The 14328-nt window shown below is 53.4% G+C and carries 12 protein-coding genes; 10 read left to right on the plus strand and 2 right to left on the minus strand.

From position 1 onward, the window contains the following. Window positions 1–5 precede the first annotated feature (5 nt). Window positions 6–1337: an MATE family efflux transporter gene (locus tag BQ7382_RS08275; RefSeq protein ID WP_077391639.1), complete on the plus strand. Its 1332-nt coding sequence runs from the start codon at window positions 6–8 to the stop codon at window positions 1335–1337. Between the two features lie 830 nt (window positions 1338–2167). Here BQ7382_RS08275 and BQ7382_RS08280 read toward each other — a convergent pair. After that, window positions 2168–2869, minus strand: coding sequence for a TetR/AcrR family transcriptional regulator (locus BQ7382_RS08280; RefSeq protein ID WP_077391640.1), 702 nt, complete (start codon window positions 2867–2869; stop codon window positions 2168–2170). A 339-nt stretch (window positions 2870–3208) separates the two neighbouring features. On the opposite strand from BQ7382_RS08280, the gene BQ7382_RS08285 reads away from it, so the two are divergent. Further along, on the plus strand, window positions 3209–5347 hold the full coding sequence (locus BQ7382_RS08285) for an efflux RND transporter permease subunit (protein WP_077391641.1): 2139 nt from the start codon (window positions 3209–3211) through the stop codon (window positions 5345–5347). Between the two features lie 22 nt (window positions 5348–5369). Continuing rightward, window positions 5370–7196 carry a hypothetical protein gene (locus tag BQ7382_RS08290; RefSeq protein ID WP_077391642.1) on the plus strand — a complete coding sequence of 609 codons (1827 nt, stop codon included), beginning with the start codon at window positions 5370–5372 and terminating at the stop codon, window positions 7194–7196. 135 nt (window positions 7197–7331) lie between these two features. Here BQ7382_RS08290 and BQ7382_RS08295 read toward each other — a convergent pair whose 3' ends face one another. After that, the gene (locus tag BQ7382_RS08295; RefSeq protein WP_077391643.1) at window positions 7332–8318 is read right to left on the minus strand and encodes an ROK family protein; all 987 of its coding nucleotides are present in this window, start codon (window positions 8316–8318) and stop codon (window positions 7332–7334) included. A gap of 249 nt (window positions 8319–8567) precedes the next feature. On the opposite strand from BQ7382_RS08295, the gene BQ7382_RS08300 reads away from it, so the two are divergent. The 7 genes from BQ7382_RS08300 to BQ7382_RS08330 all read left to right on the plus strand — a co-directional run bounded on the left by BQ7382_RS08300 (window position 8568) and on the right by BQ7382_RS08330 (window position 14185). Continuing rightward, on the plus strand, window positions 8568–9482 hold the full coding sequence (locus BQ7382_RS08300) for a phosphate ABC transporter substrate-binding protein (RefSeq protein ID WP_077391644.1): 915 nt from the start codon (window positions 8568–8570) through the stop codon (window positions 9480–9482). A 132-nt stretch (window positions 9483–9614) separates the two neighbouring features. After that, a complete protein-coding gene (gene pstC, locus BQ7382_RS08305) occupies window positions 9615–10505 on the plus strand; it encodes a phosphate ABC transporter permease subunit PstC (RefSeq protein WP_077391645.1) in 891 nt (296 codons plus the stop codon). 9 nt (window positions 10506–10514) lie between these two features. Then, a complete protein-coding gene (pstA, locus tag BQ7382_RS08310) occupies window positions 10515–11411 on the plus strand; it encodes a phosphate ABC transporter permease PstA (RefSeq protein ID WP_077391646.1) in 897 nt (298 codons plus the stop codon). 77 nt (window positions 11412–11488) lie between these two features. Then, entirely contained in the window at window positions 11489–12340 is an 852-nt protein-coding gene (gene pstB / locus BQ7382_RS08315) for a phosphate ABC transporter ATP-binding protein PstB (RefSeq protein ID WP_077391647.1), read from the plus strand. Between the two features lie 139 nt (window positions 12341–12479). Continuing rightward, the gene (gene phoU / locus BQ7382_RS08320) at window positions 12480–13151 is read left to right on the plus strand and encodes a phosphate signaling complex protein PhoU (protein WP_077391648.1); all 672 of its coding nucleotides are present in this window, start codon (window positions 12480–12482) and stop codon (window positions 13149–13151) included. A 186-nt stretch (window positions 13152–13337) separates the two neighbouring features. Next, the gene (locus BQ7382_RS08325) at window positions 13338–13823 is read left to right on the plus strand and encodes a hypothetical protein (protein WP_077391649.1); all 486 of its coding nucleotides are present in this window, start codon (window positions 13338–13340) and stop codon (window positions 13821–13823) included. 143 nt (window positions 13824–13966) lie between these two features. Continuing rightward, window positions 13967–14185 (plus strand): helix-turn-helix domain-containing protein, encoded by a 219-nt coding sequence (locus tag BQ7382_RS08330; RefSeq protein WP_077391650.1) that lies wholly within the window; start codon window positions 13967–13969, stop codon window positions 14183–14185. Window positions 14186–14328 lie beyond the last annotated feature (143 nt).

Genomic DNA, 14328 nt, shown 5'->3' on the forward strand with positions numbered 1-14328 from the left:
ATTTTATGGACTTGTATCTGGCGAGAAAGCCCAGCAGAAGAAGGACCGCAGTAAAATACGTGGTGCCATCCATGCTTTCGAATCTCTGCATTTTCCTGTTCACTGTGATCGACGGGATATTTGTGGGAAACGGCGTGGGAACAGATGGTCTTGGAGCAGTTAACCTCGACCTTCCGGCGGAGACCATGATCTACGCGGTCTTTCTTGTTACTTCCGTAGGAGGCTCGGCCACCGCGGCCATCGCCTTTGGCTACGGAGACGAAAAAGAGGCCAACAAGGCTTTTCTAAACTCCCTCGCTGTCACGTTATTCATCGGCGTCATCTTCACGGTGGCCGGCGTTTTCTTCACCGAGCAGATCTGCAGAGCCCTCGGGGCGAGCCGGACCTTCCTGGAGCCTGCGGCTGACTACCTGAGGTGGTACTCTGCATTCTCCATCGCCGTGGGACTCTCCGCGTTCCTGCAGGCCTTCTGCCGGAACGACCGTGCTCCGGGCCTTGTGAGTTTCGCCGTGATCACCGCCACACTGTGCAATATCTTCCTGGACTGGCTCTTCATTTTTCCAATGAAAATGGGCACAGCCGGTGCCGCCATCGCCAGCGGCATCGCCCAGACCATGGCGTGCGTCATACTGTTACCCCACTTTTTCTCGGGAAACAGCAAGCTGCGTTTTTCTTCCTTTAAGCTTGACCTGAACCTGATACGCGAGCTTGCGGTGCGCGGGCTCCCCGAGTGCGTGGCCCAGCTTGCGACCCCGGTGATGACCCTCTGCCTGAATCTGGTGCTGGCTCGGATGGTGGGCGACGTGGCGATCAACGGCTTTTCCATAATAAACTACGTTTCCTACCTTGCCCTCGCCCTGTTCTACGGGACGAGCGAAGGGCTGCAGCCCCTGTTCGGCAGGTGCTACGGGCGAAAAAGCATCGGCAGCCTCAAGTATTTCCGCAACCTCGGTCTCAGGATAAACGTCTTCGGGAGCCTGGCAGTGATGGTACTGCTGGTCGCAACCGCTCAGCCGGTATGCAGGATGTTCGGAGCCGGTGCAGCCGTGACCGCATACGTGGTCTCCGTTATGCCACTCTTCTGCTGGGGCTTCATCCCGATGTCCATCAACGTGATGTTGGCGACCTACTTCTATTCCACATCCCACTCCGACTACGCCATGATCATCAGCGTCCTCCGCAGCCTGATCATGGACTCGCTGGTGATACTGATCTTCCCGGTGATCTTTGGCCCGGGGATAATATGGTATTGCTTCGGGATATATGAAGTCTTCGTGATGCTGGTGGCACTGGCGCTTTCCAGGAGGTCAAGGAAAAAGAAGCTGCGCGCCGCGTGAGTGTGCGGCTGCGAGGTAACAAGCGGAGATTCGATCTCACGAAATGCGCGGAACTACTACGGTTCGTGGGCTCTGAGACCGCAATGATTCCAGATGTTGGATCATGGTCTCATGAAACGCGTGGAATTTTGAAGATCCTGAAGTTCTAAGACCTCGTGACGATTTTCTCTGGAAATCCATGGGCTTCCGACCGGAAACTGTTACCAGGCTGACAAGATGTAGAGCGATTGGAAAAGATTTTCCAGGGGAAACGCCGAAAAAGCCGTGTTTTACCGGAAAAAGTTCGGTGAACTGCCTTTCAAAAAAATGCAATCGACATACAATCTCAAAGTTACGCCACACGTGCGGCGTAACTTAGGCTATTGAAAGATTTGAGTCACATCTGCAGGTCACACGAAAAAAAGTTTCTGCATCTGTGAGACCACAGATTGAGATAGATTCAAAAAACCAATCAAATTTTCATGTAGTGGGCGCTTGCTATCCATTTCTAAAGCTAAATTTTTCCAGGGGAAACGCCGAATTTTGGGCGTGTGAAATGGAATCAAATTACTGTATAATCATTCATTCATCTGTACTCCCTGAATTCTTAGAAATTTCCTTGATCTGTGTATTTACATTTCACGTGGATCATGATTCGATCGCCCGCGATCGGAAACGGGCACCGGTTGCAGCCGTAAGCAGGGCAAGAAAGTGCTGGACCGGTATCGTTATCGGAAGCTGGAACCAAAAAAGAAGACTGTCGCAGTTCTCAAACGCGGCAGTCTCAATTCATTCTCTATTCTATTACTGTGTTACTGTGCTCATACGGTCGCTCGCCTCGAACGCTCAGATCACTTTTCCCGGTGCGCGTCGATGTAGTTCGTCACCTCGCCCCTGTACTTTTCCGCTTCAGGTGTCCCCGGCGGGATTATGGAGTGGTCGATGAGCACCCTGATGGTGTCGTACAGATATGGCTTGTACTCGCTGAAGGTCACCGGCTCACCCTTGAGAATGATGTTGTAGCAGGTGGAGTTTATCATTTCCAGGATGGTGAATATGAGCAACATCGGCTCGCGGATGGCGATGTCTTCCTTGGCGAATTCCTCCATGAGGAACTGCTGGAAGCTACCTATCTCCTCGTTGTCTTTTGCGGCACTGGAGGAGTTCACCAGCATGCCCCAGCTGAGGTTCTTGGAGATGAACTTCAGGAGCGCAATGTCCTTTGACAGGTAATTTATCACGTAGTCGGTGATGAAGATTATCTTGTCCGTGATGGTCATGGCCGGTGCGCCGGCCTCCTCCTGTTTCTTCTCATATTTCTTCAGCTCCTGGACCGCCTTGTTCAGCAGGATCGCCGACTGGTTCACGATGAGCTGCTCGCGGATCTCCGCCTTGTCCTTGAAGTAAAGGTAAAAAGTTCCTTTTCCCACGTCGGCCTTTGCGGCGATGTTATCGATGGTGGTTTTCGAGAATCCTACGGTGGTAAAAAGCTGGTAGGCACTCTTCAGAAGATCGTTTCTTTTCTTCCGCTTCTTTATTTCGTTCTTTCCCATTTATGTCACTCTTCCAACAGCGCTGCACACGGCACGGCCCGGAGAGCCCGGGACGCCCATGCAGACGTAACTTTTCCTAAGAAACTCTATCATTTTACTGACTGCGCGTCAAGGCGCAAAATGACTCATATTCACAATTAGTCACTTTGATTTTGTTGAAAAATTAAGGTGCTCAAAATCAACAAAAAATAATCAAAAAAAATCCAACAAAATATTGACCAATGGTCACTAGAGTGGTATGCTCTTGAACGTAAAAAGACTGAACGTTGGTCAACTATTGTAAATTTAAAGGAAATGCTGTGGAAAGGCGCATTTCAAAACTTTTGAGGGGGATGACAAATGAGATTCGGCGAAAAAGTAGTAAAGCACCGACACATCATTCTGATAGTGGCAGTGCTTTTGTTGATCCCGTCCATCATCGGCATGAAGGCCACGAGGATCAACTACGATATGCTGACTTACCTTCCTGACGACATCGAGACCATGAAGGGCCAGGAGATGCTTCAGAAGGACTTCGGAAAAGGCGGATTTTCACTGATCGTAGTTGAGAATATGAAGACCGGAGATGTCAGCAAGCTGGCGAATGAGATCAAGGACGTAAAGTACGTCGACAGCGTCGTTAACCTGGAAGACGTGATAGACCCTACCGTTCCTCAGGAGATGTATCCGACCGAGATCAGGAAAAATCTCAAGAACAAGGATGCAAGTATGCTGGTGGTCTTCTTCAAGACTTCTACGTCTGACGACAGGACGCTGGAGGCCGTGCAGAAGATCAGAGGACTTACGAAAAAAGACGTATATGTATCGGGCCTAAGCGCCATGGTAGTGGATCTGAAGGATCTGTGCCAGCAGGAGGAGTTCAAGTACGTGGCCGTAGCGGTCATCCTTTCGCTGGCGGCAATGATGCTGCTCCTGGATTCCTTCGCAGCACCGTTCATCTTCCTGATATCCATCGGAATGGCGATCCTGTACAACATGGGAACGAACATCTTTTTCGGGGAGATATCCTACATCACGAAGGCCATCGCCGCGGTGCTCCAGCTGGGAGTCACGATGGACTATTCCATCTTCCTGTGGCACAGCTACGCGGAGCAGCTTGGCAAGATGGGCGGAGATGAACATCGACTTGATGCCATGGCCAAGGCCATCGACGAGACCCTGACCTCGGTAACAGGTTCGTCAGTCACCACGATCGCGGGATTCCTCGCACTTTGCTTCATGACATATACGATGGGAAGAGACCTTGGTCTGGTAATGGCTAAGGGCTGCCTGCTCGGCGTGATCACGGCCGTAACGGTTCTGCCGTGCATGATCCTCGCTTCTGGCAAGCTCCTGAACAGAACAGTTCACCGCAGCCTGATCCCGGACTGCAGCAAGCTGGCCGAGGGACTCACCAGCCACTTCTGGATATATCTGCTGGTGTTCGCCATCCTGCTGGTGCCGGCCATCCACGGATACAACAACGAGAACGTGATCTACGATTTCACCAAGATGCTCTCCAGCAGCTCTAACGACGTGGATCTCGGACCGAGGAACTTCAGCGTATCCAACGATAAGCTCAAGGAAGACTTCGGAATAAGCACGACACACATGATCATCGCCGACTCCAGCATGTCCGACAAGGACGGCAGAGCGATGTGCGACGAGATAAAAGACCTCGACGGAGTCGAGAACGTTCTGGGGATTGATTCCTTCCTTGGAACATCGGTGCCTAAGTCGGTCCTCCCGGCGCAGCTCACAGGAAGCCTGACGGCCAAGGGACACCAGCTGATCATGGTGAACTCGGCGTACAAGGTATCCACGAACAAGTGCAACAAGCAGCTCGACCAGATCAACAGCATAGCTCACAAATACGACAAGAGCGCCATGGTAATTGGAGAGGCGGCGGCGACCAAGGATCTGATACGCATCACCGACAAGGACTTCAAGGTCGTGAGCCTGATATCCATAGCGGCGGTGTTCGTGATAATTCTGCTGGTTCTGAGATCCGGATCCCTGCCGTTCATACTGGTGGCGACCATCGAGTTCGCCATCTACGTGAACCTGGGAATACCAGGGTATACCGGCCTTGAGCTCCCGTTCATAGTCCCGGTGTGCATCAGCACCATCCAGCTGGGGTCCACGGTAGACTACGCGATACTGATGTCCACGAGATACAAACAGGAGAGGATGACCGGCAAGGCCAAGAGGACGGCCATAGAGATAGCCGCGAGCACCTCCATCCCATCCATACTGGTGAGCGCCATCGGCTTCTTCGCCGCTACGTTCGGAGTGTCGATCTACTCCAACATCGGCATCATCAGTACCCTGTGCCAGATGATGGCGAGAGGCGCGATCATCAGCATGCTTTCAGTAATACTGGTACTTCCGTCCCTGCTGATGGCATTGGACGGCCTGATCTGCAGGACGACAAAAGGCCTGAAGGAGGTCTACAGGAGAGATCACGAGAACGGCGGCAGCGAGGCCGCAGCACAGTAATTATTCTGAGGGGGATTTTAAGATGAAAAAGGAAAAAGAAAAAAGGTTATCATCCGGAAAGTCTTCGGCAGCCAGGAGGCTGGGCGCAAGCACGCTGGCCGTGGCGATGATCGCCACATCTTTCATCGGAGCCGCCGGTGCGGGAACCTTCGCTGCGTCGAAGTCTGACAGCACAGACGCGAGCAGCACCGGAAGCTACAGCGATGTTTTTTCCGAGAACAGCTCCAGCAAGAAGGACAAGAGCGAGACCGTATATGCGATCCTCGACGCGGACGGCAACAAGGAAAAGGTAGTCGTGAACGAGTGGCTCACCAACAAGTCCGGAGCCGACGAGATCAGCGACACATCGAACCTGAAGAAGATAGAGAACACATCCGGAGATCAGAAGTATACAAAGGATGGGGATCAGCTGACATGGAAGGCAAACGGATCTGACATCCACTACCAGGGCAACACCGACGAGGAACTCCCTGTGAACGTGAACGTTTCCTATTACCTGAACGGCAACGAAGTATCTGCCAGCGAGATCGCCGGAAAGAGCGGCGACGTTGAGATCCACTTCGACTACGATGTGAACAGGACCGAGGTAGTAGACGGCACATCTGTTACAAAGCCTTACACGATGGCCAGTGCAGTAGTGCTCGACGGAACTCATTTCTCCAACATTTCCGTCAGCAACGGGAAGGTGGTAAACGACGGTAACACCAACATGTGCATCGGCGTCGCCTTCCCGGGCCTGGCCAGCAACATCGGCCTGGGGGCTTCCGGAATCAGCATCCCTGAGTCGGTGGTCGTGAAGGCTCACACCGATAACTTCCAGATAGACGGCACCTACACCGCGGCTATGTCCGGCGTGCTGAGCGACATCAACACCTCCGGAGCCAGCGGCGTGGAGAGCAAGGTCAGCCAGCTGGAAAGCGGGCTGGATCAGCTGGTAAGCGCTTCGGACAAGCTCCTGGCAGGAACTGACGAGCTGAAGGCCGGCATCGACCAGCTGCAGGCTGGAGCTGGGACCCTGAAGAACGGAACACAGGAGCTGGCCACAGGTGCGGATCAGCTGGACAAGAGCGTGAAGTCAAGCGGGAGCGACCTGAGCTCGCAGATACTGACAGATGATCAGATCAATGCATACGGAGCACAGGCAAAGGCGATTGCAGAGGCCGACAAGGACGGTAAGATCGATGCAGGTGCGCAGCAGGTGACTGACAGCATCATGAACGACGCGGTCAAGGAGACCGTGCGCCAGTCCGTAAAACAGTCGGTAGTTGGAGTTCTGGTACAGAATGCCGGTGCTACGAGCATCGATCAGCTCCCTACAGAGGCTCAGAAAAAGATCAATGATACAGCAGATGTTATTGCAGAGAAAGCAGCCACAGAGGCCAGCACGAATACCACCGTTTCCAGCGGTATCAAGGCCGGCGTAAAGACTGCGATGACACAGACCGCCGGGACCGCCGCCAGCACAGCTACTGTCACTACGGCGACAACTTTCAATGACAAGATCAAGGCCGCAGTCCAGAAGCTCTCGGCACAGATGAGCGCCCTCTCTGAGGGTACCGGAAAGCTCAGTGCGGGAGCCAGCAAGCTGAACAGCGGAGCCGGAGACCTTTACACAGGCACTGCTAAGCTCAGCGCAGGCGCAGCCACCCTGGACAGTGGAATGGCACAGTTCAACAAGGAAGGCATCCACGCCATGGCAGACCAGCTGAACAGTTCTCAGCTCCTGTCTATAGGCACAAGGCTCAAGGCCGTATCAGATGCAGATAAGATGGATTACCTCGTGGGAGGAAAGTCCGCAGGCATGTCTGGAGAGAGCAAGATCATCTTCAAGACGGCCGAAGTAAAATAGCCCCTCAAATTAATTCTTTATAAAAGCCCCGGAAGAGAGGAAGAAATTCCGATCCGCCGGGGCTTTTAAAGTTTTTGTTTAGTGCGTCAACGCATCAACTGTCGTGTCACCGGGGACGTTTCCGGCTGATGCGTTCTAAAGCACGATCTTCGCAGCGCCGTAGATCCCGGCCGCCGGGCCAAGCTCTGCCAGCTTGAACTGGGTGTCCCGGGAGGCGTGGAAGGCGTTCTCTCTGTATGATCTCTCGATGTCCTTCAGGAATGGCTCTCCCGCCAGGGATATCCCCCCGCCTATGACAAATACCTCAGGGTCGTAAACGCAGGACACATAGGAAAGAGCTTTTCCGATAAGATGCCCCGTCTCACGGCGCACCTGCAATGCGAGCTGGTCGCCGTCTCGGGCGGCGTCGAAAACGTCTTTTGCGGTAAGACGGTCGTAGGCCATGCGCCTCAGTATGGTTGAATACTGAGGGTATTCCTTGAGGAGCGCCAGCGCTCTCTTCACGATGCCTGCGGCCGCGGCCCGCTGCTCCAGACATCCGGTGCCACCGCAGGAACACATCTCACCGCCGGCGTTCACCATCTTCATGTGGCCGATCTCCCCGGCTGCCCCGTTGGCCCCGGTGATCAGCTCGCCGTCGTATACGATGCCAGCGCCGATGCCGGTACCGATGGTGACCATGACCTCGCTGGAGTATCCCTTTCCCCCGCCCTGCCACATCTCGCCGAGGGCGGCGAGGTTGGAGTCGTTCTCCACGCGGATGTTGGAGAGGCCGGTGATCATCTGGAACCTTCCGGCGATGTCGGTCACGTCCCACCCCATGTTCACGCATCTGTTCACGGTGCGGTGGTCCTTCACGGCGCCGGGCACGCCGACGCCTATGCCAGCCAGGTTCTCGGGGCTCAGGCCGTGGCTCTTGAGCATCACGTGCATGGAGAGGCCCATGTGTGGGAAAAATTCATCAGGATCGGTAATGCCCTCGGTCTCGATGTTGCGCTGTTCGAGCAGGGTGCACTCGTCCTCCCGCGGGTACTTCTCGTCGTGGACCGGAGACTGGCGGAGCTGGAAAAGCCCCATCTTTGCAGTGGTCCCGCCGATGTCGATGCCGAATGAATATTCCATGTTCTGGCTCCTTTTCGTGATGCTGTTCGGAAAAACGATAATTAACCGTGAATTAACATTAGTTGGCTTTTTGACTTTACACAGTGATCTTAGAATGTCATTGAACTTGAGATGACGGATCCATCAAGAGCGAATGGGGTCATCGGTTCCGGGAGCCAGGCGTATTTGTAAGGCCAGAGGGCCTTAGTGAGCCGGCTCTAAATAAGCCAACAATATTTTAATATATTTTACTACCTAAAGGAGAAAAAAATGAAAGAAACATCTAAGAGTGGAAAGAGGAGCAAAGTCTTCAAGGTATTGGCCCTCTCCTGCGTACTGGCAATGGCGGGAGCTGTATTCACAGGCTGCGGAAACAGCAGCAGTTCCTCCTCCTCAGAGAAGGTCAAGGGCACACTCACGGCTTCCGGTTCTTCCGCCCTGCAGCCTCTGGCACAGCAGGCAGCTGATGACTTCACTGCCGAGAACCCTGACGCTTCTGTTACCATCAACGGCGGCGGATCCGGCACAGGACTTCAGCAGGTTTACGATGGTTCTGTAGATATCGGAAACTCCGATGTATTCGCTGAGGAAAAGCTGGACGCATCTCAGGCTGCTGAGCTGAAGGATCACGAGGTAGCTACCATCACTGTTGCCGCAGTAGTAAACAAGGATCTGGGAGTAAAGAATCTCACGACTGATCAGCTCACAAAGATCTTCACAGGTCAGATCACCAACTGGAAGGATGTAGGCGGTCCTGATGAGGCTATCATGCTGGTAACAAGACCTTCTTCCTCCGGAACAAGAGCGCTGTTCAAGCAGTACGCCATCGGCGGACAGGAAGAGACAGCAGGATCTCTGGAGACAGACGACTCCGGTACGCTCCTGGAGGCTGTTAAGCAGAACAAGGGTGCCATCGGATACGTTGCTCTCTCTTACCTCGTAAACGACAAGGACGTTGTAGGAGTATCCATCGACGGAGTAAAGCCAAGCCTGAAGAACACATACAACGGCAAGTACAACGTATGGGGCTATGAGCACATGTACACAAAGGGCAAGGCAAGCAAGATCGAGAAGGCTTACATCGACTTCCTCACAAGCGATGATTACGCAGAGAACGTTGAGAGCCTGGGTTACGGAGCTATTTCCAAGATGAGCGACAAGGCCATCAAGAACCACGATAAATAAGCCAACCAAACACATTATCCATAACAAGTCAGGGGCGCGGGGCACATAAGGGTCCCGCGCCTTTGGCCAGTGTTGAGTGAGTGTTCAAAGTGTTCTGCCAGCATACAGCTGGTGCTTAGGAGGAAAGACAACATGTTCAAAAAGGAATATCTGGGACGGGGGATAGTCACCGTCTGCGGAATATTCATAATCGCCCTTACGCTTGCCATCAGCGTATTTCTGCTGGTAAAGGGAACCGGGGTGTTCACACAGTTTCACCACAGCGTAGCCGAATTCCTGTTTTCAGACAACTGGGCGCCTAAAGACGTTCCGGGAGAGGGCGGCGGCCACATCGGAGCCAGCATTTACATCATGGGTTCCCTGATGACCTGTGGACTTGCCCTTCTCATAGCCGTGCCCTTCAGCCTTGCGGGAGCAATATTCATTGCGGAGATCTCCCCTCGCCTGGGGTCAAGAATTCTCCAGCCTGCCATCGAGATCTTCGTAGGGATCCCTTCGGTAGTCTACGGCTGGGTAGGACTCACCATTCTGGTGCCGTTCATCAGAGACAAGCTTCACGCACCTATGGGAGGATATTCGGTGCTGGCAGCGGGAATAGTACTCGCGATCATGATCTTCCCTACTATTGCAACGGTTGCAGCGGACGCCCTGAGGGCTGTGCCCGACTCCTACAGACAGGCGGCCTACGGTCTGGGATCCACCCGCTGGCAGCTGATCTACAAGGTGTCGGTCCCTGCGGCAAAATCAGGGATCTTCACGGGAATAATTCTCGGCCTGTCCAGGGCGTTCGGAGAGACCCTTGCGGTGGCGATGGTCATCGGAAAGACCAGAGTATTTCCTAAGGGCATCCTTTATCCAACCAACAACCTGACTGCAGCCATCGCCGCAGATATGGGAAATACAGCAAACGGCGGAGAGTACAACATGGCTCTGTGGGCCATGGCTCTCCTGCTCCTGATCATTTCCCTGGCCTGCATCGTGGTCATCCACCTGCTGGCCCGCTCAGGAGAGAAAGACAAATAGGAGGAGTTCATGAACGAAAACAGTTCCAGGTACAAGAGAGTAAGAGGCGTGGACAAGTTCATGACCGGAGTGTTCTACGGGATCGGAGGGTTCTTCATACTCCTGCTCATCGTCCTTGCCGCCTACATCATAGTAAAAGGCATCACAAGCATATATCCGGGGGTCTTCAGCTTTACCAGCATGGGGATCGGTAACCAGTTCTTCAACACCATCTATCTGGTATTCCTTTCCCTTATCATCAGCGTTCCGCTGGGAGTGGCCGCAGGATCCTACCTGGCGGAATACGCCAGAAAAGGCCGCCTTACCGAGATGATCACCATGAGCATCGAGGCCCTGTCCTCCCTTCCATCCATCGTAGTAGGCCTGTTCGGATATCTTGTATTCATCCTTATGACGGGAATGAAGTGGAATCTCCTGGCAGGAGCCATGGCAGTGACCATCCTCAGTCTGCCTGCCATCACCACCACCACGAGAGACGCCCTGGCCGCCCTCCCCGCCCACTACAGGAGCGGAAGCATCGGCCTCGGAGCCACCAGGTGGCAGACGCTGTGGCACGTGCTTCTTCCGGCCTGCGTCCCGAGAATAATCACAGGAGTCATCCTCGTTGCGGGAAGAGGCTTCGGAGAGGCCGCAGCACTTCTGTACACATCGGGACAGAGCACGGTCCTCAACTGGGCCAACTGGGACATCACATCCCCTACATGCCCTCTCAACGTGTTCAGACCGGGCGAGACCCTTTCCCTCCACATCTGGGTGATGAGGACCGAGGGAAGCATGAATCCTCACTCGGTGGAGATCGCCAACGTATCATCCATGGTTCTGATAATCATGGTCCTGGGCTTCAGCCTTCTGGCGAGATACCTTTCCAGGAAGCTTGACGAGAAGAACAAGGGAGCCGCGAAGTAGCACTGAAGCGCAGGGGCTTTTTCAAGGAAAAAAAAGAAACAGACGCACGGCGTCATTTACGGAGGAAGAGGAAGAATATGGAAGGAATAGGAATTCTCAACACTGCAGGCACAGGAGCCCTGGCCCGGGAGAGAGCAGATGAGGAAACGCAGACGGTGACAAGAACAGCATCAGACGAAAACCTGAAATACAAGATCAGGGATCTGAATCTCTACTACGATACGACTCAGGCCCTGAAGGCCATCAACATGGACATCAAGCCTCACGAGGTCACAGCCATGATCGGACCGTCCGGCTGCGGAAAGTCGACCCTGCTCAGGACACTGAACAGGATGAATGACCTGGTGGATGGTTGCCGCGTGGAAGGAAAGGTCATCCTCGACGGGACTGACATATACGGGAACATCGACGTGAACGAACTCAGGAGAAACGTGGGAATGGTTTTCCAGCAGCCTAACCCGTTTCCGATGTCGATATACGACAACATAGCCTACGGTCCGAGGATCCACGGGGAGAGGAACAAGGCCAGGCTGGATCAGATCGTAGAGGAGTCTCTGAAAAAAGCCGCCATCTGGGACGAGCTCAAGGACCGCCTCAAGAAAAGCGCTCTCGGACTGTCGGGAGGACAGCAGCAGAGGCTGTGCATAGCCCGCGCCCTTGCGGTGGATCCGGACGTTCTCCTCATGGACGAGCCGACATCCGCTCTGGATCCTATCTCAACCACCATGATCGAGGACCTGATCCAGGAGATGAAGGACAACTACACAATAGTCATCGTGACCCACAACATGCAGCAGGCAGCGAGAATCTCGGATAAGACCGCATTTTTCCTCCTGGGCGAAATGGTGGAGATGGACAGCACTGATGTGATCTTCGGACAGCCTAGGGACAAGAGGACAGAAGACTACATCACGGGAAGATTCGGCTAGAGATACGTCCTCTTACACCGGAGTCCGGCGGCCAAGGCGGGCGCGCAGCCTGCGCCGATATGGAACTTGCTGGATGCCCGGTGCCTGACGAAGGATGAAAATACTTTTTTTCAGAAAAAAGTGACAATAAGGAGAGAAAATGAGGAACAAGTTTGAGCAGGAGCTGGAGGCTGTAAAGGTCAACCTGGCAAAGATGGGTGCCATGTGCGAAAACGGCATCGACATGGCCATCAACATGATCGCAAAGCCAAGCACAGCCCTCGAGGCGGCCATTTCCGAGACGGAGCAGGAGATCGACGACATGGAGAGCCAGATCGAGAGCCAGTGCCTGAAGCTTTTCATGAGGGAGCAGCCTGTGGCCAGCGATCTCCGTGCGGTGTCCGCCGCAATGAGGATGATCTCTGACCTGGAGCGCATCGGCGATCACGCCGAGGACATCGCCGAGGTGGCCAAGTACCTGGCCCCTGGGGTGCAGAGCAACCGCTCCATGAGGGAGATCGAGGAGATGTCGAAGGCCGCATCCGAGATGGTACGCAACGCGGTGAAGGCCTATGTGGAAAGGGATCTGGAGCTGGCTGACTCGGTCCGCAAGGCAGACGATGTCGTGGACAGCTATTTCGCCTCCATCAAAAAAGACATCGCAGAGGACATTTCCAAAAATGTTGAGTCCGCCCAGCAGGGCCTGGACAGCCTGATGGTGGCCAAGTACCTGGAGAGGATCGGCGACCACAGCGTGAACCTGGCCGAGTGGGTCAGATTCATGATCACAGGGAGCAGGTACGAGAAGGAAAAATTTCAAAAAACATATTGATTATCGATATGCTCTGTTGTATTATGCAGTTAAGAAAACATATCGTTTTTCGATATACCAGGATCGCATCGCGACGGCCAGACATGTCGCACGCCCTTCTGCCGAGATCCGACATCCAGCTTTAAACGGCGAGCCGCGAGCACTGGCACTTCGAAAAGATTTTTCCCTGATCGTGAGGTGAATGTCATGAAACATATTACGAGTAGAGAGAATTGCGGACTAAGCATCACTGAAAAATTAACGGCGATTTTTACATTACTAATGATGCTGGCAGGTATTCCGGGGTTGATTGTATTCTTGATGCAGATCGTGGGTTCTTCTGATAGATCTGCTCTTCAGGTTCTGCATTTTCTGTATCTGGTGAGCATGGTGGCCGGGGTGACGACAATTATGGTAAAGGTAATGGTTTTGCCTGGTAATCCCAAGGAGTTTAAGGCCCGCAGCTGCCGCGGCACATTCAGAAGTTGCGGCAATATTTTTATTTTCCTGGCTCTGTGGGAGCTGGTCTACGCTTCTGCGGATGGGGTTAAAACCGGGCTTTTTGAGATTTTCAACCTGGAGATCACACTGCAGCTTATTCTGTTTGTATTTAATGCCTTTATAATGTACTCCATCGCCCGTTTTCTTGATGTGTATGCAGCCTATGAAGAGGATTCCAGGCTGACGATATGAGGCTTGAAGATAGACCCAGAAACCCAGGCTTGAGGAGAATCACAGGCTCGAAATCATGAGCTGGTATAGATTGGTCGGCTAAAGAGAGATCTGGATTTGTTGGGCCTTGAAGGTGAAGCTGGGACTTGGAAGGAGAAGAAAATATGGCGATAAAGATGAATCTGGACAGGCTTCTGGAAAAAAGGGGTGTTACCATCCGGGAGTTGTCCGAGGCCATCGGCATAACGCCGGCGAATCTGTCGGTGCTTAAAAACAATCATGCCAGGGCCATCCGCTTTTCCACCCTGGAGGGCATCTGCAGGTATCTCGACTGCCAGCCGGGTGAGCTGCTGAGTATGGAGGATGATGAAGCAGAGCCGTGATGCGGCTCTGCGTTGGTTATGGTTTGTTATGATTGGTTATGATGGTGTTGATTTCGGGAATTGAATAGCCCGGGATTATGGTAGCTGCTGAATGTTGTGCAAGCAGGACAAGACAGGGCAAGTAAGGACAATGTGGTACAAGG

It is taken from the genome of Mobilibacterium timonense (genome assembly GCF_900155555.1).
Taxonomy (GTDB): domain Bacteria; phylum Bacillota; class Clostridia; order Peptostreptococcales; family Anaerovoracaceae; genus Allobaileyella; species Allobaileyella timonense.

What these genes read in the sequence shown, in the direction of transcription:
- BQ7382_RS08330 (WP_077391650.1), top strand. Translation starts at nt 13,967, where the DNA reads ATGGCGATAAAGATGAATCTGGACAGGCTTCTGGAAAAAAGGGGTGTT.
- pstA (WP_077391646.1), top strand. Translation starts at nt 10,515, where the DNA reads ATGAACGAAAACAGTTCCAGGTACAAGAGAGTAAGAGGCGTGGACAAG.
- BQ7382_RS08325 (WP_077391649.1), top strand. Translation starts at nt 13,338, where the DNA reads ATGAAACATATTACGAGTAGAGAGAATTGCGGACTAAGCATCACTGAA.
- pstB (WP_077391647.1), top strand. Translation starts at nt 11,489, where the DNA reads ATGGAAGGAATAGGAATTCTCAACACTGCAGGCACAGGAGCCCTGGCC.
- BQ7382_RS08295 (WP_077391643.1), bottom strand. Translation starts at nt 8,318, where the DNA reads ATGGAATATTCATTCGGCATCGACATCGGCGGGACCACTGCAAAGATG.
- BQ7382_RS08280 (WP_077391640.1), bottom strand. Translation starts at nt 2,869, where the DNA reads ATGGGAAAGAACGAAATAAAGAAGCGGAAGAAAAGAAACGATCTTCTG.
- BQ7382_RS08290 (WP_077391642.1), top strand. Translation starts at nt 5,370, where the DNA reads ATGAAAAAGGAAAAAGAAAAAAGGTTATCATCCGGAAAGTCTTCGGCA.
- phoU (WP_077391648.1), top strand. Translation starts at nt 12,480, where the DNA reads ATGAGGAACAAGTTTGAGCAGGAGCTGGAGGCTGTAAAGGTCAACCTG.
- BQ7382_RS08275 (WP_077391639.1), top strand. Translation starts at nt 6, where the DNA reads ATGGACTTGTATCTGGCGAGAAAGCCCAGCAGAAGAAGGACCGCAGTA.
- BQ7382_RS08300 (WP_077391644.1), top strand. Translation starts at nt 8,568, where the DNA reads ATGAAAGAAACATCTAAGAGTGGAAAGAGGAGCAAAGTCTTCAAGGTA.
- BQ7382_RS08285 (WP_077391641.1), top strand. Translation starts at nt 3,209, where the DNA reads ATGAGATTCGGCGAAAAAGTAGTAAAGCACCGACACATCATTCTGATA.
- pstC (WP_077391645.1), top strand. Translation starts at nt 9,615, where the DNA reads ATGTTCAAAAAGGAATATCTGGGACGGGGGATAGTCACCGTCTGCGGA.